17 protein-coding genes are annotated in these 21,139 nt (G+C 37.8%); 13 read left to right on the forward strand and 4 right to left on the reverse strand.

Going from position 1 to position 21,139, the window contains the following annotated elements; all coding sequences use genetic code 11:
• Nucleotides 1–36: 36 nt before the first annotated feature.
• The 4 genes from FBB35_RS32120 to FBB35_RS32135 all read right to left on the reverse strand — a co-directional run bounded on the left by FBB35_RS32120 (nucleotide 37) and on the right by FBB35_RS32135 (nucleotide 3,037).
• Complete coding sequence (locus FBB35_RS32120) at nucleotides 37–324, reverse strand: hypothetical protein (protein WP_174713028.1); 288 nt, start codon at nucleotides 322–324, stop codon at nucleotides 37–39.
• A gap of 109 nt (nucleotides 325–433) precedes the next feature.
• The gene (gene chlG, locus FBB35_RS32125) at nucleotides 434–1,480 is read right to left on the reverse strand and encodes a chlorophyll synthase ChlG (RefSeq protein ID WP_174713030.1); all 1,047 of its coding nucleotides are present in this window, start codon (nucleotides 1,478–1,480) and stop codon (nucleotides 434–436) included.
• Between the two features lie 145 nt (nucleotides 1,481–1,625).
• On the reverse strand, nucleotides 1,626–2,726 hold the full coding sequence (locus tag FBB35_RS32130; protein WP_174713032.1) for an ArsA family ATPase: 1,101 nt from the start codon (nucleotides 2,724–2,726) through the stop codon (nucleotides 1,626–1,628).
• 119 nt (nucleotides 2,727–2,845) lie between these two features.
• Nucleotides 2,846–3,037 (reverse strand): DUF2862 domain-containing protein, encoded by a 192-nt coding sequence (locus FBB35_RS32135; RefSeq protein WP_174713034.1) that lies wholly within the window; start codon nucleotides 3,035–3,037, stop codon nucleotides 2,846–2,848.
• Between the two features lie 216 nt (nucleotides 3,038–3,253).
• Between FBB35_RS32135 and FBB35_RS32140 the strand changes: the two genes are divergently transcribed.
• The 13 genes from FBB35_RS32140 to FBB35_RS32200 all read left to right on the forward strand — a co-directional run bounded on the left by FBB35_RS32140 (nucleotide 3,254) and on the right by FBB35_RS32200 (nucleotide 21,084).
• Complete coding sequence (locus tag FBB35_RS32140; RefSeq protein ID WP_174713036.1) at nucleotides 3,254–3,418, forward strand: hypothetical protein; 165 nt, start codon at nucleotides 3,254–3,256, stop codon at nucleotides 3,416–3,418.
• Nucleotides 3,419–3,655: 237 nt separating this feature from the next.
• A complete protein-coding gene (locus FBB35_RS32145; protein ID WP_174713038.1) occupies nucleotides 3,656–4,501 on the forward strand; it encodes an ABC transporter permease in 846 nt (281 codons plus the stop codon).
• Nucleotides 4,502–4,563: 62 nt separating this feature from the next.
• Nucleotides 4,564–5,928, forward strand: coding sequence for an ABC transporter ATP-binding protein (locus tag FBB35_RS32150; RefSeq protein ID WP_174713041.1), 1,365 nt, complete (start codon nucleotides 4,564–4,566; stop codon nucleotides 5,926–5,928).
• Between the two features lie 14 nt (nucleotides 5,929–5,942).
• Nucleotides 5,943–6,665 (forward strand): N-acetyltransferase, encoded by a 723-nt coding sequence (locus FBB35_RS35635; protein WP_174713045.1) that lies wholly within the window; start codon nucleotides 5,943–5,945, stop codon nucleotides 6,663–6,665.
• Nucleotides 6,666–6,674: 9 nt separating this feature from the next.
• Entirely contained in the window at nucleotides 6,675–7,925 is a 1,251-nt protein-coding gene (locus FBB35_RS32160; protein ID WP_174713049.1) for an acyltransferase, read from the forward strand.
• A 115-nt stretch (nucleotides 7,926–8,040) separates the two neighbouring features.
• On the forward strand, nucleotides 8,041–8,469 hold the full coding sequence (locus FBB35_RS32165) for an FdtA/QdtA family cupin domain-containing protein (RefSeq protein ID WP_174713052.1): 429 nt from the start codon (nucleotides 8,041–8,043) through the stop codon (nucleotides 8,467–8,469).
• A gap of 119 nt (nucleotides 8,470–8,588) precedes the next feature.
• Nucleotides 8,589–13,211, forward strand: coding sequence for a glycosyltransferase (locus tag FBB35_RS32170; protein WP_217481684.1), 4,623 nt, complete (start codon nucleotides 8,589–8,591; stop codon nucleotides 13,209–13,211).
• A gap of 70 nt (nucleotides 13,212–13,281) precedes the next feature.
• Nucleotides 13,282–14,208, forward strand: a complete 927-nt coding sequence (locus FBB35_RS32175) for a bifunctional 2-polyprenyl-6-hydroxyphenol methylase/3-demethylubiquinol 3-O-methyltransferase UbiG (protein WP_217481685.1) — start codon at nucleotides 13,282–13,284, stop codon at nucleotides 14,206–14,208.
• Between the two features lie 452 nt (nucleotides 14,209–14,660).
• On the forward strand, nucleotides 14,661–16,508 hold the full coding sequence (asnB, locus tag FBB35_RS32180) for an asparagine synthase (glutamine-hydrolyzing) (RefSeq protein ID WP_174713061.1): 1,848 nt from the start codon (nucleotides 14,661–14,663) through the stop codon (nucleotides 16,506–16,508).
• Between the two features lie 389 nt (nucleotides 16,509–16,897).
• On the forward strand, nucleotides 16,898–17,926 hold the full coding sequence (locus FBB35_RS32185; RefSeq protein WP_174713064.1) for a glycosyltransferase family 2 protein: 1,029 nt from the start codon (nucleotides 16,898–16,900) through the stop codon (nucleotides 17,924–17,926).
• Nucleotides 17,923–18,840, forward strand: a complete 918-nt coding sequence (locus FBB35_RS32190; RefSeq protein ID WP_174713067.1) for a glycosyltransferase family 2 protein — start codon at nucleotides 17,923–17,925, stop codon at nucleotides 18,838–18,840. Before FBB35_RS32185 ends, FBB35_RS32190 begins: the two co-directional genes overlap by 4 nt.
• Nucleotides 18,841–18,858: 18 nt before the next feature.
• Entirely contained in the window at nucleotides 18,859–19,929 is a 1,071-nt protein-coding gene (locus tag FBB35_RS32195) for a glycosyltransferase family 1 protein (RefSeq protein WP_174713069.1), read from the forward strand.
• A 78-nt stretch (nucleotides 19,930–20,007) separates the two neighbouring features.
• Complete coding sequence (locus FBB35_RS32200; protein WP_174713072.1) at nucleotides 20,008–21,084, forward strand: glucose-1-phosphate thymidylyltransferase; 1,077 nt, start codon at nucleotides 20,008–20,010, stop codon at nucleotides 21,082–21,084.
• The last annotated feature ends 55 nt before the right edge of the window (nucleotides 21,085–21,139 follow it).

Consider the following 21,139-nt stretch of genomic DNA (forward strand, 5'->3'; position numbering starts at 1 on the left):
TGAATATTGGGCAAACTCTTTCCCAATCCCCAATCCCTAATACAGATAAGGATTCGTCTTCGGTTGATAGTCAGAACAATCAATCGCTTCTTCTGTATTCGCAATAGATGGGCGTACAGTACATTTAAGACGGTAATTGTCGGTAAAAAATTGGCAACCAGTACAGGGGATTTGATGCATAAGCTTGGCTGTAGTCACACTGTCTCGCGCCGCCGCACAGAGACTCCAAACAACGAGAATAGTTACAGTCCAAGCAACGACAAAGCAAATTGGGACTAATAGAGGTTGAATCCCATGAAGGAGGAAAGATATCAGTTCTAACACGCTATGTCCTGATACAAATTAGGAATTAGAAGTATATTAACTCCTAACCGGAGGCGGAGCGTCTCCGGCTCCGCTCCTAATTCCTAATCTCTGACTATAGAAGTATAATTTAAATGCCAGCATGACCTAGCGCTAAACCTGTTACCAGCATTCCCAGAACAAGGAACGGTTGGGCACTGGCTTGGTACTTAACATCATTCTTGACAGGATCGCGCAAGAAATACATATCTTGCAAGGTGATTTGCGGGATGATTAAGAGTACTAGTATTGTTGCATACAAATTCTCATGGATGCTGACGAGATAAGCTGCGATAAATCCTTGAAATACATCAATTGTCACTACACAAATCCATGCCGCAGTAGTAATGCCAAACATTACAGGTAGTGAATTTAATCCTAGCTGGCGATCGCCTTCTACACTCTTAAAATCATTAACAATGGCAATACCCAATCCAGCCAAGCTGTAGAACATTGTCAAAATCACAATTGTGGAATTGAGTTCACCAAATAAAGCGTGTCCTGTAGACCAAGGTAGGGTGATATAGCTTGCACCCAAGGCGTAACTACCTAGCCAGCCGTTTTGCTTGAGTTTCAGGGGAGGTGCAGAATAAATATAGGCGATAAAAGAACCGATAATCGCGATCGCTGTAATTGTTGGGAATTCATGACCAGACCACACATCTAGCACAAATGCTAAACCATAGCCAGAAATCAGCAATACCCAAATCTGAATAATTACCTGGGATAGGGGAATTGCGCCAGAGGGAATCGGACGATAAGGTTCATTGATGGCATCGATTTCGCGATCGTAGTAATCATTGAGGATTTGGGTGTAACCTGTCATCAATGGTCCAGCCAGAAGCATACAGGTTAATACTTTCAACACATTTTCCAGTGTCCAAGTATAGTTACCCGAAGAAGCCGCACCACAGACTACGCCCCAAATTAGGGGAATCCAGGTAATCGGCTTCATTAGCTGCAAACGAATTTTCCAAATTGAAGTTTCCCCAGCAGCAGCACCTTTCATCCCTAGTAGCTGCCTAGCTTTCGCATTGCGATCGGCAGATGCTATTGCTTGCTCATTTGGATTATTTACCACTGAGTCTAATGCCTCAGATGGGTTAGGGTTTGGGGTAATGGGAGTTGATTCTGACATAATTTTTACTGATTAATTGGGAATTGGGAATTGGGCATTGGGCATTGGGCATTGGGCATTGGGCATTGATGATTAACTTTTCCCCATTCCCTACTCCTTATTTCCCATGCCCTATGCCCTATGCCCCATGCCCATACCTGATAACTTAAAACGAAATTATCAAATAATTATTCTGAAACTTTGCTCCAGCAACGGGTCTGCCACTTAAAGCCGGGGGTAGGGGAATATTCCGGCGCTGGTCTCCTGCTTCTACCGTGACTTCTGGCCCATATTGAGTAAGCTTGACTTGCTTTTTGTCAAAACCTGGCAAGAATAGGCGTACTTGACGATTGTGGATGTCTATTTCAATTGGTTTAGGAGCCTGTAGAGCTTGTGCTTCAAAGTTGGGTAATGCGTCTATCAGTGCTTGCCAGTCACCTGTTGGTGAGTCCGGAACGACGCTCACAGGTAGGGGGATAAATTCCTCTGGCAGATTGACGTTTGTTTCAGGAGACACAAGCAGAACACCACCGACTGTTAAACCAATTTGTTGAGCGCTACCCCATAAATAACGAGCATTTGCTACGTCAATTGGATCTCCTGTGGTCACTAAAAAAGCAGCAAGACGCTTCGGATCGGCAAGAGCGGCTCTCCCTTTTTCCAAGAAATTATTGACTTGGTTGGTAGGCCCTGCAAAATTATCTGCTGTCCAGTTGATATTAAAAAAGCTGCTAATTAGCGGTTGGATTAAGGGCGATTCAGTAATAGTCTTACCCAAATCGGAGTTGACAAATAATTGCCTAAATCGCCGAACATACCAACTGAGAGATTCTGGCAAACCCAACATTCGCAACGTTAAAGAGTCACCCGTGCCATCGTAGACGATCGCATCATATTTGCCACTGGCATCATATTCGCGGATAGCATTGAGGGCTAGGGCGTTGTCCATTCCTGGTAATACTACCAGTTCTTGACCAAAAACATCTTTGAAAATGGGTGTGCGGAGATATTGCGCTTCTAGTTTTTTCACTTCGTCCCAGTTACGCTCAAGCAGTACAGATGTTTTCAACTGTACCGCCTGTAACTTGGGAGCGATCTCTTGAGGATCGACACCAATGGGAGTACCCAACAGGATTGACAATGTTGGTTCTGCTTGTCCTGCGAGGAGTACACGCTTGCCTTGACTTGCCAATGATTTGGCGGCGGCGATCGCAATTTTGGTACGAGCGGTGCCGCCTTTGCCCAAAAATGTCAATATTAGAGTCATTGCTTGATTCCTATTTTCACCGCCGATCTTTTCAATTCCAACTTAGCACTCAACAAAGATTCTCAACCGGTGCTGGAAATTCAGATGCCAAGAAAAGCCCGGATCTGAGTTCTTTCCAACTACACAGGTTTGATTTCATCTTCAAAAAACCAAGTGGAAGTATTGTCTTCAAACATTACGACGACACCGATTCCACCACCATCGGTAACTTTGTAGCCTTGGATGACACCCACTTGCCCTAGTTTTTTTACAACTGGGGCAGAAACGCGATCGCGCAAACGAAACACTTTAACCTTTTGTCCGATTTCCATGCCTGATTACAATGCAACAAACCAGTCTCAGTGTAGCGGAATCCGTGACTCAGCTTTCACAAATTCAGGGGAGATGAGGGAGAAAATTCCAAACTTCTAACTTCTAAACTTTTGACCTAAGAACTTAAAATTAACAACCAAGGTAGCAAGGGTTTAATCTCCCCACTAAAATCTCGCGTCCTACCTTCTTCGCATCAAGATAAGTAAAAATACTCAATGTTTGTCACAGCGCAACGAAGCGCAACAGCTAGAACCGTTGGTATAATTCAGAGGGTTGAGTGCCGAGTATCCAAAGAAAAAGCTGACCAAGAATGTCAACGGGCTGAACGATTAGCTGAGTATTTGCGATCACAGGGAGTTGATCCAGATAGCTTTAGTTAAGCAAAAACTTGCCCCATTCACAAACAAAGCAGTATTGCCGACAGAAATTATATTTGTAGTAAACACTTGGCAATAGCCGATTCATTGTACAATCACCAAGACAATTTAGATATTATTTTCTAGTACTGATATATTCTCTAAAGAATACAAGCAAGCATGTTTTCAAAGCTATAAAGCTTTATGGAGACAAATTAGGTGTGTAAATAGTGAACGAGGAAGCAAAAATTGTTACAAACAATGCGAGGATTTGTACGTAAAGCAGGGAGGCTCAGACGCATGCTCCCAGTCAACGAACACTTGTGGACAAAGTTTGACTTACTCAGAACTTTGGTGCGTCGGGATTTGGAGGCGCGGTATAAGGGTTCTGTTTTGGGCAATTTGTGGCCTCTACTAAATCAACTATCACAATTACTGATTTACACCTATGTGTTTTCGATTGTGCTGAAAGTGAAGTTAAGTCTCAAAGGTTTACCAGAAAATAACTTCATCTTTGGTTTATGGCTGTTTGCAGGTTTACTTCCCTGGATTGCTTTTACAGGGGGTTTGATGCAGTCTTCTGGTTCAGTCATAGCACAGCCAAACTTAGTCAAGAAGATTGTATTTCCCCTAGCTTTGTTACCGATTGTGCCAGTTTTGTCAACGTTTATTGAGAGTTCTTTTGGTTTAATGGCGTTGATTTTTTTTGTAGCGGTAACTTCTCATACTTTACATCCTACTTTGGCACTATTACCCTTGGTATGGCTAACCCAGTTATTACTAACAGCAGGATTGGGTTATTTAACAGCAGGGTTAACAGTATTTTTGCGAGATATACCGCAGACTTTAACAGTGATTTTAAATCTTTGGTTATATCTGACACCAATTGTTTATCCAGCGTCAGCAATTCCAGAAAAATGGCGGGGATTAGTATTTTGGTTAAATCCCATGACGGCTATAGCTGAAGTTTATCGCGACTTAATTTTACTTGGGGAGGTTAAACACTGGTATGAGTGGGGAGTTGCTACTGCGATCGCAGCGATCGTATTTTATTGTGGATTTTCCATGTACAAACGTTTGCGTCCCGCCTTTGCTGATGTATTGTAAACATGGCAAATTAATCACTTTTTAATCATGGTGTGAAAGTTCTGAGGATTGACAGCAAAAGTATGGGAGAAAAAATTGCAATTTCTCTAAAAAATGTCTCGAAGTGCTACAAGCGATATGCTCGTCCAGTTGATCGCCTAAAAGAACTGCTCTTACCAGGAAAAACCTATGCTCAAGAATTTTGGGCAGTACGGGATGTCTCATTTGAGGTGATCAAAGGTGAGACTATGGGCATTATCGGACGCAATGGTGCAGGAAAATCCACACTCCTGCAACTGATTTGCGGAACTTTAACCCCAACGAGTGGAGAACTGCAAGTTAATGGCAGAGTTGCAGCCCTACTGGAATTGGGTGCTGGTTTTAATCCAGAATTTACAGGTAGAGAAAACGTTTACATGAATGGCGCAATCATGGGCCTTTCTAGACAAGAAGTCGATGAACGCTTCGATCAAATTGCTGCTTTTGCTGATATTGGAGATTTTATCGATCAGTCGGTTAAAACATATTCCAGTGGGATGTATGTACGGCTGGCTTTTGCCTCAGCAATTCATATTTACCCTGATATTTTAATTGTGGATGAAGCTTTGGCTGTAGGAGATATGTTCTTTCAGGCAAAGTGCATGGCACGAATGCGTCAAATGATGGATTCTGGAGTTACAGTACTTTTTGTTAGTCATGATATCGGTTCGGTCAAAAGTCTTTGTCAGCGATGCGCTTTTATAGAACACGGTCAACTAATAAATATTGGAAAAGCTTCAATAGTCGTAAACAATTATTTAAATAATATTCGTAAAACTACTAATGATGAATTAAAAAAACAATTATTACAACAAGTTAAAAATGTAGAAATATCGCCTATAAAACTATTACAGCAGCCAAATCAAAATAATCGATTAAAAATAACATCAGCTTTTGAAATCTTAGTCAAAACTGATGAAGAAGTCAATTTTGGTGATAGTGCTTACCGTTATGGAGATGGCGGAGCAAAGTTATTAGATATAAAAATCTTGAATAGTCAACATGAAGTAACAGAGCAGTTAGATTACAAAGAAGATTTTTATATTCAAGCTTCTATTTTATTTGAAAAAGATTTTTCTACTTTTTGTGCTGGATACTTAATTAAAGACTTAAAGGGAATTGAAATTATTGGTAGTACAACTACTACTGAAAATATTGATATGCCTGCTGTCCAAGCAGGAGAAGTATATATTATTGAGACTAAAACACTCAATATCTTAAATGATGGAATTTACACAATAGTTTTTGGAGTAGAATTACCAGTAATGCCTAATGAGCAACATATTTATTTAGATATAGTAGACAACTGTGTAGTCTTTAAAGTTAATGCTCCGATAAATCCGATGTACCGATTTTGGTCAAGAGCTTATGCTCCTGTCACAATCGATTTCATGAAAATTAGCGAATAAACTTTTTCGTCAATATGATTAGTAAAACTGCTGTAGTAGAAACCAGTTTAATTGGGAATAATACAGAAATCAAAGATTTTGTAGTTATTGCTGCGGATGTCAGATTAGGAAATAATGTAATTATTCATCCTCATGTAACTATTGAATCAGGCGTTGTCATTGGCAATGGGGTAGAAATATTTCCAGGAGCTTATCTGGGAAAAGAGCCAAAAGGAGCGGGTGCAACCACAAGAAAGAATGAGTTTAGGAAACAGTTATTTATATATGATAATTGTTCTATTGGACCTAACTGTGTAATTTATTATGATGTTGAAATTGGTAGAAATACTTTAATTGGTGATAATGCTTCGATTAGAGAAAAAGTCACAATTGGTGAATTCTGTATTCTGAGCCGAGGGGTGACTATTAACTATAATACCAAGATTGGCAACCGAACAAAAATTATGGATCTAACCCACATTACAGGTAATTGTGAAATTGGTGATGATGTCTTTATTAGCGTGCTAGTTGCTACAACTAATGATAATGCTATTGGAAAACTTGGATATGACGAACAACGTATTCAAGGGCCGAAAATTAGTAACAAAGTAGCTATTGGTGCAGGAGCTAATATTCTTCCTGGAGTATACATTGGAGAAGATTCTATCATTGCTGCGGCATCCGTAGTCAACAAGGATGTTCCACCTGGAAAGATGGTTGCAGGTAATCCAGCAAGAGTGATAAAAACTATTATTTAATATTCAATAATGCTTCCAACCATCCAAACAGATATTAATAATCATAATCGTTTAGATGCACTACTCGCTCTGCGTGCTTTTGCATGTTTAATGGTAGTAATGACTCACTGTAATCCTCCTAGAAATGCGATTTTTTATAAAGGTTATGACCTGAGTTGGCTAACATTCAGTCCAGGTGGTGTAGGTGTCTGGATTTTCTTTTCTCTGTCAGGATACTTAATGGGTAAAGCTTTTTATACTGAACGTTACACTGCGGATGTTCCGGGGGTTATCAATTTTTGGCGTAACCGATTATTAAGAATCTGTCCTCTGTATTATTTTGCTGTATTGATTTTGGCTCTATTTGTTTATACCGATATTCTTAAAATAGAAAATTGGGGATATCTGTTTAGAATAATTACCTTTACATACAATCAGTCATTCCCACCAACATGGAATGGAGCAATGTGGTCTTTGTCAACAGAAGTACAGTTCTACATACTTGTTCCCTTCTTGTACATTTTTCTATTACAGCGTTTAGTTAGTAGAAAACAGTTTGTAATTATAGCTATTTTCATCATTTTTTTTACTTTTATTGTAAGGCTTATATTTTGGATTAGCTTACGACATCAAATTAGTGAACAGATAAAATATGTAATTGAATATTCCTATACTCCATTAGTGACAAATATAGATTTGTTTATATGTGGTTTTATAGTGAATGGATTAATTTTTAATAATCAAAAAATGATAAAAATAAAAAAAATTAAAGAAATTAGAATTCCTCAATCATATATGAAATATTTTGCTATTATTTTGCTTATTACTCTTTATATGTTGACTGCTCATCATTTATATTATCAAGAACTATGGAATTTACCAGAGCGTGCTGGTAAAGGTATAAGAACATCTACAGCCTTTTTTATTTGGCAACCAATAACTGCATTAATCACATCTTTTTTCATATTCGTATTTGAGTTTGAAATGTATCAACCTTCAATCAAAAATGAAACTTTATCATTCAGTGCTATTTTAAGAAATCCATTAAGAGTTGTTGAGTTGTTTGGAAACATATCATATGGTGTCTACATCTGGCATATACCAATTATTACGAAAATCAGTCCTATTTTGACATCACAAATTCCTATTGAAGCATTTTATATGAGATTAATTAATACTCTGGTTTTATCAACTTTATTAGCATCTATTACATATTATGTAATAGAAGTTCCATTTAGTAGGTGGAAAACTTACCAAAAAATTGAAATGGTAAAATATTAGTCAGTATTTATAAGGTGATAACTAGTAGAGAGCAGTAACCTTATTTAGTTTCAATTGGGAAACCGTTTAATATTCTTGCATCAAATTATTACGAATTATTTTTTAATCCGTATTTATGATTGTTAACTGTAAAATCATTGATTTTCCTAAAATTGTTGATCCACGTGGCAACTTGACTTTTATCGAAGGTGGCAGGCATATACCCTTTGAAATTCAGCGAGTTTATTATTTATATGATGTTCCTGGAGGTGCAGAACGCGGTGGCCATGCACATAAAGAGTTACAGCAACTGATTATTGCTATGTCAGGTAGCTTCGATATAGTTTTAAATGATGGTTATGAGCAAAAACGCTACCATCTGAATCGCTCCTATTATGGACTCTACATCTGTCCGATGATCTGGAGAGAAATTGATAATTTCTCCTCCGGTTCTGTCTGTATGGTTTTGGCTTCTACTTTTTATGACGAAGCTGACTATTACAGAAATTACCATGAATTTATAGCAAATGTACGATTAGAAAGTGATGAAAGTACTATTTATTGATTTACAAGCTTGCGATCTCAAACTTAAAAATAAAGACTCAGATTTCCCATATAAAATTCGTTATCTAAAAAATTAATCAATTCAAGCATTAATAACAACTTTAGTATAAGGATTTGTAAATGAAACTAAATTCACCTTTAATAAGTGTAGTTATGACTACTTATAACCATGAAAAATATATTGCTGAGGCTATTCAAAGTGTTCTAGATCAGACTTTTACAGATTTTGAGTTGATAGTTATCAATGATGGCTCGACTGATAGAAATGATGAAGTTATTAGAAGCTTTCAAGATAGTCGGATTGTTTATATTAATCAAGAAAATCAAGGTACGAGTACTGCTCTAAATGTAGGAATTATAGCAGCTAGAGGTAAGTATATTGCTTTAATGTCTGGGGATGATGTCTGTTATCCACAACGGTTAGAAAAACAATATCAATATTTATATCCAAAAATTAATCAAATAATTTTTTCGTCTGTTGATTTCATAGATGATGACAGTCATCCAGTTACTGGAAAGCATTTCGCCAGAAATTATTTTAATAATAGTAACAAAACTAGTGCAGAAATTCTCAACTATTTCTTTATGCAAGGTAACTATTTATGTGCTGTTACCGCTTTTTTAGAAAAAAAGATGTTATTGGAAGCTGGGTTATTCAACTTGGCATCAATTCAACTACAAGATTTTGATATGTGGATAAAACTGGTTAAAAAATATGATATCTTCATCATGGAAGATAAGTTAGTCAAGTACAGAATCCGCAAAAATGAGGATAATTTAAGTCACCCAAATAATTCGGTTCGCTCTCTTTTTGAACAATATCAAATATATAGAAATATTTTTGATGATCTTGATATCGATCTATTTAAACAAGCTTTTAAAAAAAATATAAGAAAAAGTAATTTTCAAGAAGGCGCAGAGTATGAATTAGAAAAAGCATTTTTATATTTAAGTCATAGTTTGTCTTTAATCCAAAGCATTGCATATGAAAAGCTTTCTACTCTTTTGCAAAATAAAGATATCTTATCTATTGCGAAGACTGAGTACAGTTTTAGCTTACCGGATCTGTATAAAATGACAAATTCTATCGATATATCAAATAGTAGAAAGATACAGCAAATTCAGGCTGAACTGGAACGTTCACAATCGGAATTGCACCAAATTCAGGCTGAACTGGAGCGTTCTCAATCAGAATTGCACCAAATTCAGGCGGAAGTGGAGCAATTTCGATTGCAACAAACTCAGGGAGAATTGGAGCAGTTGCAATCGAAATTGCAACAAACTCAGACAGAATTAGAGCAGTTGCAGATGAAAAAATTAGGTTTATTTATCAAAGCTGCATTCGATTCTCCCGTAGAATGGAAGCAAGAAAACAGTAATATTTGTTTTTCTGGTTGGTGTTTCCATCCGAAGCTCAAGGTAACTAAATTAACACTATCTTGCGGTAAAATTGTCGTAGATTGTAACTACGGTTATCTTCGTAAAGACGTAGGACAAACTTATCCACAATCTCCTAATAGCATAAATAGTGGATTTGTTGTCACTATTGATGTGCCACCTGGAAGCTGGAAAATTGCTTTGAATGCTTACTTAGAGTCAGGTGAGATAGTAACCTTTCCTGCATCTGAGGTGTTGGTTGTTTACCGCTTTAAGTTTTTGCAAAATTGGAAACTTAGATTTCAGAAATTAATCAAATTTGCCAAGCTGATCGTTAAGCGAATAATAGAAAGACGTGAACGACTTGGCCGCTTTCCCACTGTGGGAGAGTTACCTTTATTAGCAAGGCGGGTGATCAACCTTTACAGACAACAAAAAAATTTATATCCAGATTTAACAACACTTCCTCCTGGTTTCCTAATTCCTCAACCCCTTGATGTTTATGACGCGTGGTTAGAAGTGAACGAATTAAATGAGCGATCGCTCTCTCATCTAACCTACCGTTTAAAGGCAGCCAAAACCAGCCTCCCAAAGATTTCTGTAGTGATGCCTGTTTTCAATCCCCAAATTCCATTTCTGGAATCAGCTATTGCCAGCGTCATCAATCAGGTTTATGAAAACTGGGAGCTTTGTATTGCTGACGATCGCAGTACCGATCCAGCAGTACATTTAACATTAAAGCGATGGGCTGCCAGTGATGGGCGTATCCGCGTAGTTTTTCGAGAAGAAAACGGCAACATTAGTGCTGCAACTAACAGCGCTGCTAGCCTAGCCAATGCTGATTATTTAGTGTTTTTGGATCATGATGACGAGCTAACCCCTGATGCTCTTGGGGAAGTGGCTTTATATTTAGCAGAGCATCCAGAAACCGACTTTCTTTACTCAGATGATGACAAGATAAATACTAACGGCTGTCGCTTTGCACCACAGTTTAAACCGGATTGGTCGCCAGAGCTGCTGCTTTCCTATATGTACCTCAGTCATTTATGCGTAGTTAAACGCAGTATTTTCCAGCAAGTTGGGGGGTTACGGGTTGGATTTGAAGGGTCGCAAGATTATGATTTTGCCTTGAGAGCTACAGAAATTTCTCATCATATTGGGCATCTTCCCTTAGTGTTGTATCACTGGCGAGCAGTTCCAGGTTCAACAGCAACATCCGGTTCTGCCAAACCAGCTAGCTTTACATCTGGGCAAAAAGCTCTGCAAGAAGCACTAGAACGTCGCAACATTTCGGGAACTGTGTATCATCCAGATTGGGCTGCAAAAGCAGGGTGTGGAATCTTTGAATACCAATTTCCCGATCAAGGACCAAGTGTAACAATTATTATTCCTACAAAAAATCAGTTGACTTTGCTCCAAGCATGTTTGAATTCTTTGAAAAAGACGACATATAAGAATTATCAAGTTGTCGTCATTGATAATGAAAGCGATGACTCAAAAACACTAGCTTATTTAGACCAAATCCCTCATCAAGTTTTGCGGATTGGAAATGGTGGTGGTGGGTTTAATTTTGCTGCTATTAATAATCGTGCTGCTGAAGAAGTTGATAGTGATTATATTCTATTTTTGAATAATGACACTGAAGTGATATCTCCCCATTGGCTAAGTCAAATGATGGGCTTCGCTTCATTTGAAGGGGTAGGATCTGTAGGCGCTCGCTTACTCTATCCTAATCAAACTATTCAACATGCTGGGATTATTCATGGTTTATATCACGGCTTGGCAGGACCAGCGTTTAAAAATGTGCCTAGCTGGGATTCTGGTTATCTTTCCTATGCAAAAGTTAGCCGTAATTATTCGGCTGTTACGGCTGCGTGTCTACTCACTCCCCGCCAGTTATTTTTAGAATTAGGTGGGTTTGATGAGAAGCAGTTTGCAGTCGCTTATAACGATGTGGACTATTGTTATAGATTATTAGAAAAGGGATACCGTTCCGTCTATTGTTCTACTGCCGAGTTACTTCATAAAGAAGGTGCTTCTAGAGGTTTTAGGGATAATCCTAGAGAACCAGCTGCGTTTAAACGTAAATACAATGGCAAAATTGATCCTTGGTATAGCCCTCACTTGTCTTTAAATAATGAGGAGTTCAAAATTCAGCCTCGGAGAATTGTACTTGGCTCATTAAAGCCAATTAAGGCTCTAGTATTTACTCATAATTTAAATTGGGAAGGTGCCCCTTACAGTCAGTATGAAGTAACAGTCAAATTGAAACAAATGGGTGTGATTGATCCCATAATTTATTCGCCTCAAAATGGGCCATTGAAGACAGATTATGAAAAACAAGGAATTCCTGTATACGTCAAAGAACATCCACTTAAGGATGTAGTCACAAATATCGATTATAACCAAACAATCTCTATATTAGCAGCATTTATTGAAGAACTGAAAGGAGAGATAATTTATGCTAATACGTTGCAGACTTTTTACGCGATCGCAGCTGCTAATAATTTAGGTATACCCTCAATTTGGAACGTGCGAGAAAGTGAACCTTGGCAAAGTTACTTCAATAATTTTGGGCATGAAATTGCGGCTCGTGCTTTAGAATGCTTTCGCTTTCCTTACCGGGTAGTTTTTGTAGCTGATGCCACCAAAGAAAGATACTTATCTTTAAATAGTCATCACAATTTTACTGTAATTCACAATGGTTTAAATTTAGAAAGGCTAGAAGAGAAAAGCAAAAGTTGGACAAGAGACAAAGCCAGAAAATTACTGAATGTTAGTGAAGATGAAGTTGTCTTCCTCTTGCTAGGAACTGTTTGTGAACGCAAGGGACAACACGATCTAGCATTAGCATTAGCACAACTACCTCAGGAATGGCATGGTAAAGTCAGGGTTTTTATTGTAGGCGATCGCCCCAGTAGTTACAGTACTGAGTTAAAAAATCTTGTCACCCAACTCCCAGAGGCTATCAAGCAAAAAGTGAGCATGATACCAGAAACACCTGATATTGCCCAATATTACCAAGCCGCAGATATTTTTATCCTTACCTCTCGAATTGAAAGCTTTCCACGAGTCATTTTAGAGGCAATGGCTTATGGACTACCAATTATCACCACACCTGTATTTGGAGTTCAAGAGCAGGTACAACCAGGAAATAACGCCATTTTTTATGAGCCAGGTAACTTAGAACAGTTAGCTGAAGCCATTTTACGTTTATTACAAGATGAAAAGATGCGATCGCGCTTCGCAGATAATTCTCATCATGTATTAGGTTGTTTAAATAACTTTGAGGATATGGTGCAGAATTATGCCGAAATTTTTGAAGAAGCTTATTTTACAAGTAATAAGTTTACTCTCAAAGGTTAAAAATCTACAGCACAGACAAAGTGAACTGAATCATAACTTGGAAAAAAATATACAATATTCGAGTGGATTGATGCTAGAAAAATCAGTAACTAATAATCAAGATCAAGATCAAGCTCAAAATTATTGGGAAACAAATCCTAATGCTGCTTATTCTAGCAGTCAATGGACTTCAAACCCAATTATTGCAGAAATAGTTTACCAACGGATGTCTGGAGGCCAGTCAAAAAAACACTGGCTCACTTGGCTAATTGAAGATTATTTTGCTGGACAAAAATTTGAAAGCCTGCTATCTCCAGGCTGTGGAATTGGTGACCACGAGGTGATTGTTGCCAAATCCGGTATCGTCAAAACAATTGATGCTTTTGACTTTTCACAAGCTTCTCTAGAAATTGCTAGACAAAATGCTTCAAATGCTGGAGCTACAATAAATTTTTACCAAGATGATCTAAACGCATTTACTGTGATAGATGAAAAAAAATATGATTTAGTGCTATGCTCTGGGTCGCTGCATCATGTTAAAGAATTGGAAAGATTTTTAGCAATTATTCAGAAATGCCTTAAGTCAAACGGTTATTTTATCATTAACGAATACGTTGGTGACTGTTACAATATTTATAATAAACAACAAATAAAAATAATTAATCGTCTATATAAGTGTTTTCCTGATGTATTAAGAGCAGGTGCTAGAGGAGAATTTCAAAATCACACCATTGAGCAGGCGATCGCTACTGATCCATCCGAATGTGTACGTTCCAAGTTGATTCTCCCTTTCCTGGAAAACTACTTTGACATGGAAGTTTATCATCCTTTTGGAGGTGGATTACTCCACCCCCTTTATCCTTTGCTAGATCACAACCAGTTTTTAGATGACAAAAATCCCGCAGCCTTAACTATTCTTAAATTGTTGTTGGAATTTGAGGCAATACTAATGGAGATGCCAGGTGGACTGGAAACTGACTTCTGCTTGTCTATATTGAGGCATAAGAAATCTGGGTAATTTTAAGATAACTTGCCCAAAAAGTTGTCTGTTATTAGAGGATGTTTGAAAAGTCCAGAAGCGTATGTTTGACTAGCCTGGCTACCGAGAAACTGCTACGAGAGAATCGAAGTTTTGGGATTTGAGATCGCGCCCCTGAGTCGCACTTGAGGCTCAAGTCAACCCTTTTTTTTCAAACAACCTCTTAAATTAAGACAATATTAATGAAGTAATTTATCAATTACTTAGTCAAAATACACAGTGCATCTAAATAGCTTGGAAGCCAAATTTTTTATTTTTTATATTCGCTGGCTGCCTTATTAAAATTATTTGTAGATATAGTGTATGCGTAATTTATTTGTAGTTAGAATCTCTATATTTATTTGTAGTTAGAATCTCTATATGAATAGTGTAATTAGTATAAATCTGACTGAATGTTAAAAGATAAAAATTAATTTAAGGAAAAATATTTTGTGTGTGGAATAGTTGGGTTAATTGACAGATCCTTTAATATAATTCCCGAAGCCATCATAGAAATGATGCGAGATGTCATGCTTGCACGCGGTCCAGATGGATCTGGAAACTTTATTGAAGGCTCTGTGGCGATGGGAATGCGTCGCCTTGCAGTTATTGATTTAGAACACGGCTGGCAACCCCTGACAAGTCAAAACGGACAAATTATTGCTTTTCAAAATGGTGAGATTTATAACTACCAAAAGTTAAAAAAAGAACTAGAACAGCAAGATTTTGTCTTTAAAACTAATAGTGACACAGAAGTTTTAGCTCATGGTTTTGTCCAGTGGGGGATTGAGGGACTGCTAGAAAAAATCGACGGGATGTATGCGATCGCCATTTTTGATCGTAGAACTCGTGAACTGCATCTTGCGAGAGATCGCTTTGGAGAAAAGCCACTTTTTTATTGCTACGGCGAAGGGCGTTTTGCTTATAGCTCAAATATGTTAGCTTTGGCAGCATTGTCGTGGGTTAATAACGAGATAGATACTGTGGGCTTAGATCGCTACCTAGCACTACATTTTGTCCCTGGCGATCGCACGATTCTCAAAGATATTAAGCGAGTATTACCTGGTGAAAGGCTTTGCATTCCGGTAGACAATCCTGTACCACAAAGATTTCGCTACTATCAAATTCCAATTGATAAACAACGCCGCGTATCTGATGAGGAATTAGCTAAACAGCTAGAAGAGGCTGTCGTGTCAAGATTAATCGCTGATGTGCCTGTAGGTGTTTTTCTTTCAGGAGGACTTGACAGTTCAATTGTGGCAGCGATCGCCGCTCGGCACAATCCACAAATAGATACTTTTTCTATGGGATTTTGCTCAAAAGACCATGATGAAAGCATTTATGCTCAACAAGTATCTCAAGCCATTGGTAGTAATCATCATCATTTTATGTTTGATGACAACAGTTTTGCCCAATTGCTACCTGTGGTAGCTGCTACTTTGGATGAGCCAATTGGGGATCAAGCCATGCTACCACTTTACTGGCTGTGCAAAGAGGCAAAGCAACACGTCACTGTGGTGCTATCTGGAGAAGGTGCAGATGAAATATTTGGGGGATACAGTTACTATAATCGTTTTGCCTCGAAAAAAAGTTGGAAAAACAGCCTTAAGGAATTATTGGGGCGATCGCCTGATACATCAGAATCATATCAAAGTTTAGTGCGTAACCCTTTACCAATCACACCTTCTGGGTTTCCATTGTTGTCAGATGCAGCACAGCGCGAACAACTTATGGGGCGATCGCATCCCGAAATGGATGAGTGGGAAAGTGACTTGCTTTCTTGGCTAGACTCTGCTGTAAACCCTTTGCAAAGAGCCAGTAGTGCAGATATGGCAACTTGGCTACCCGATGATTTGCTGGTGAAATATGACAGGATGGCAATGGCTCATAGTTTAGAAGGACGTGCCCCATTTTTGCAGCCACAACTAGTTGAAATCGGACTAAATCTACAAGAGCGTGAGAGAATGTCCAATGAAATAAGTAAAATCGCTCTGCGTCGTGTGGCTGGGCGTTGGTTACCCAAGGAAATTATGCAGCGCCGTAAGCAAGGGTTTGTACTACCTATGGGAAATTGGTTAAAACAGTGGTTTGAGACTCATGGTGGAGTCGATAATTATTTTGCGGGAATACACTTTCCAGGATTAGATATCAACAAAATATGTCAAATGGTAAAGGTCGATCTTCAGCAAGGTATTATTCGAGAACGCTTTATTTTTGCTTTGATACTTCTAATTGAATGGTATAGAAAATTTGAGTTAAAATTATCACTTTTGCGTGATGATTACATCATACGCCCTTAATAAGAAATTCAGAAATCAGCAACAAATTGAAAACATCGTAGGTAATAAGCTGCAATACACCTATACAGATCAGAATCGCTCTGGCGCTCATCTCTAGTATATTTCAGATGTAAGAAAGTTCCGCTCTCACTATCCAATATGGGAATACAAGTATAATCCTTAACAAATATTAAAGGAGAGCTATTATGCTCAAGTATCTAGAAAACAAACTAATCTAAAACTCACAAAATAGTTTTTCCAAAATACTAGTTTAGTCAATATCTAGTAAAAATTATTAACCGGAAAATTCCTAATATTATCATTATTAAACAGGAAATATTAACTTACTAACAATAATTTCGCTTTAAATTACAACATTTCTTTATGTCAAACTTATAAATTTCACTTAAATGCAGGCTAAAGAAAAAATCGGTATTGTTTTAGCGACCTATAATCCTCAGCTTGAATATTTTCAGAAACAGATACAGTCTATTCAAAATCAGACTTGGTGCAATTGGGTCTGTCATATTGTTGATGACTGCTCCCAACCTGAATATCAAAGTGCAATGCAAGAAATTGTTGGCAATGATTCACGGTTTATTTTTCATTTTCATAGCGATAATCTTAAACATTACTATAATTTTGAACGGGGTTTGGAATACTGTATTCAAGACCACACAGTTACAGCCATAAGCTTCTCTGACCAAGATGATATTTGGCAACCAGAAAAGCTAGAAGTATTGTTAAAAAAGTTACGCGCTGAACACGCACTATTGGTTCATTCTGATTTGGAGTTAATAAACAGTGATGACCAAACTATCAATCCTTCTACTTGGGATTTTGAAGGACGTAATCCCGAAAAAGCCACGGTAGAATTGTTACTACTTCGTAATGTCGTGACAGGATGCTCTTTGTTATTTTCTAATTCTCTACTTCCTTATATTCTACCCTTTCCCCAACAAGATGAAATTGGTTGGCATCATGATTGGTGGATAGCATTGGTTGCAATTCAAAAAGGTAAGATTGCTCATATTCGCCAACCATTAGTCCGCTATAGGCTTCATAGTTGCAATGCAGTAGGAGCAATGCAAAATGCTGGTAATTTTTATACTGAATTTATGCTATGGTTCAGTAAAAAATATAAAATTACAGGTAAAAGCTATATAATTCACTCTAAGTTGAGTAAAGTATTTCAGGCTAGATTTTACCACCAATTAGATTCAAGTTGGTATAATCCTTTTGACGATCGGCAATTAGATTTTGGTTGTGGCATTCTTAAGCTCTGTTACCAAAGTTTAAAAGCTGGATATCATTCTGAAGGCATAGCACTACGAATTTTCATTTTTAAAATTTTATTCGATATTCAACGAGTTAAAAATTATATCTTCAAGGTGTTGCCCATATTTAAAATGGCTAAGAGCAATATCACAAAAAAATGAATCAGCAACAACCTATCTCGGTATCGATTATTTTAGTTAACTATAATGGAGCAGATATTTTACCAGATTGCTTAAACTCTATACAAAAATTTATTGATATAGCTAACCATGAAATCATTCTTGTAGACAATGCTTCTAGCGACGGCAGTGCTGAATTAGTTGAGACAAATTATCCCCAAATTCGCTTAGTTAAACAGTTAGATAATAGTGGTTTTGGAGCAGGGAATAATGCAGGTGCAAAACTTGCTAGTGGAGAATTCTTATTTTTATTAAATACTGATACTGTACTTAACAGTAATATTATACCGCCTTTAATTGAATTGATGCAAGCAGATCCACAAGTAGGAATTATTGGTCCAAAACTGCTAAATCCAGATGGAAGCTTACAAATTTCTGTTTCGCCAGCATTAGGAATTAAAGGTGAATATGAAGCTCGTCGGCTTCATCAAGCTTATCAAGATATCTCTCAGCAAAATTTGATTGAGCGGAAATTCCAAGAAGTTCGAGAAGTTGATATTGTTGTAGGGGCTGCTTTTTTTATTCGCTCAAATTTATTTCATCAATTAGGTGGATTTGACGAAAATTTTTTCATGTATTTTGAAGAATCAGATTTGTGCCAAAGAGCGCAGTATGAAGGGTATAAAATTATCTACACGCCTCATGTATCTTTGATTCATTTGAAAGGATATTCGATAAAGAAAGCTGCTAATGCAATGTCTATTGAATATAGACGTAGCCAAATTTATTATTATCAAAAACATCGTCCTGGTTGGGAACAACTATTGTTACGCGTATATCTTCTTTATAAATTCTTCGGCGAATTTATAACTACAGCTAATCCTAACAGTCTAAAAATTATTGTTTTGTTACTTACCATTAAAAAGAATGCCGTTAAAGTATCTGTATCTAATTAATAATATAGGGATTTTATTATGCCCGTACTGGCAAATTTATCTTTTGCTCCAGCACAGCCGACAGGTTGGTTAAGTTATAGCTTGAATTTATTAAAAGAACTAAAAAATTTAGATATTGATGTATTAAGTCCAATTAAAATTTCTGGGATTAAATGTCATCAATCGCCACCAGGCATAACAACAGATTTTGGCATGAAAGGGAACTTAAAGCGTCTGCTATGGACGCAATTTAAACTACCAAGTCTTTATAAACAGATGGAGTCTAGATTATTATTTTCTCCGATCCCAGAGGCTCCTTTATTTTCTTCCTGCTCTTATATTGTTACTGTTCATGATTTAATTCCTTTAAGATTTCCACAATGGTTTTCTATAACACAGCAACTCTATTGTAGTTATTATATTCGTGCTGTAATACAACAATCAAAACATGTTATTTGTAATTCAATGGCAACGGCTCAGGATTTAAGCAGTTTTTTGGGAGTTTCTGAAGAAAAAATCACTGCGATTCCACTAGCGTATGATGTAAAAAATTTTCTTTGCTTGAATTTATGCACACAAAATTATTTCCTTTATTTGGGACGGCATAATCCTTACAAAAATCCTGAACGTTTAATTACTGCCTTTGCTGCACTGCCTAACTGCAAAGATTACGAACTCTGGTTAGCAGGACCGACTGATGCACGTTACACCCCAAGTTTAATAGCGCAAGTTACAAAACTAGGTATAACTAATCAAGTGAAGTTCCTAGATTATATTCCTTACAGTGAATTGCCAAAAATTATCAATCAAGCGATCGCTCTGGTTTTCCCTAGTCTCTGGGAAGGCTTTGGTTTACCTGTCCTCGAAGCAATGGCTTGTGGTACTCCCGTCATTACCTCCAATCTCTCCTCCTTACCAGAAGTGGCTGGAGACGCGGCGATTCTGATCGATCCCTACAACACCGGAGAAATTACAGAGGCGATGCAGGCGATCGCAACTAATTCGGCACTGCGATCGCAACTTTCTAGCCAGGGTATCACTCATTCCCAAAAATTCAGTTGGGAAAAAACAGGAAAAGCAACCATCGAAGTGTTATCCCGGTACATGTAAAATAATACCGTTGAGTAAGGCAGGGACTTAGAGAACGCAGGAACGCGGAGAATAACAAATGAAAAATGAAAAATCCCTATGAAAGCACTAATTCTCTCTGGTGGAAAAGGTACACGCCTACGTCCCCTTACTTATAGCGGCGCAAAACAACTCGTACCAGTTGCTAATAAACCTGTTTTGTGGTATGGCATTGAAGAAATGGTCGCTGCTGGGATTACTGATATTGGCATTATCATCAGCCCGGAAACTGGAGCAGAAGTCCAAGGGAAAACCGGAAATGGAGAATACTTTGGAGCAAACATCACCTACATCGTACAAGAGCAGCCACTTGGACTTGCTCACGCCGTCCAAATCGCCCATCTCTTTTTAGGAGATTCTCCTTTTGTCATGTATTTGGGCGATAACCTGATTCAACTAGGTGAATTACGTTACTTTCTGCAACAATTTAGCCAACAACAGCCAGATGCTCTGATTCTCTTGCGTTCAGTTGCCAACCCTAGCGCCTTTGGTGTAGCTGAGGTAGATGATACAGGACGGGTATTACAGTTAATTGAAAAACCCAAAATTCCTCCTTCAAATCTGGCATTGGTAGGGGTTTATTTTTTTTCTCACCTCATCTATGATGCGATCGCAAATATCCAACCTTCTGCCAGAGGCGAACTAGAAATCACTGATGCTATTCAATACCTAATTAATCAGAATAAGCAAGTTTTAGCATATAATCTTCAAGGCTGGTGGCTTGACACTGGTAAAAAAGATGACTTATTAGAAGCTAACCGATTGATTCTCGATACGTATTTGACAGCATCAGTTCTTGGCGAAATCGATGCCCAAAGTCAGATTATTGGGCGAGTCCAAATCGGTGCAAAATCTAAAGTAATTAACTGCACAATTCGGGGGCCAGTAGTCATTGGTAGCAATTGTCATTTAGAAAACTGCTTTATTGGCCCTTATAGTAGTATTGCTAACAATGCGACACTAATTGATACTGATTTAGAACACAGCGTGATTTTAGAAGGCGCTAAAATTGCCGGAATTCATCAGCGCATTATTGATAGTGTGATTGGGCAACGGGCACAATTGACTCTTGCACCTCGCCGCCCCAAAGCCTTGCGATTTCTAATTGGCGATGACTGTCAAATTGAACTAACCTGACTTACTTGGTGAAAAGAAGAAAAGCCACGATCGAAGTGTTACCTGCTAGCTGTAA

Origin of the sequence: Nostoc sp. TCL240-02 (assembly GCF_013343235.1) — a bacterium.
In the GTDB taxonomy this organism is placed as follows: domain Bacteria; phylum Cyanobacteriota; class Cyanobacteriia; order Cyanobacteriales; family Nostocaceae; genus Nostoc.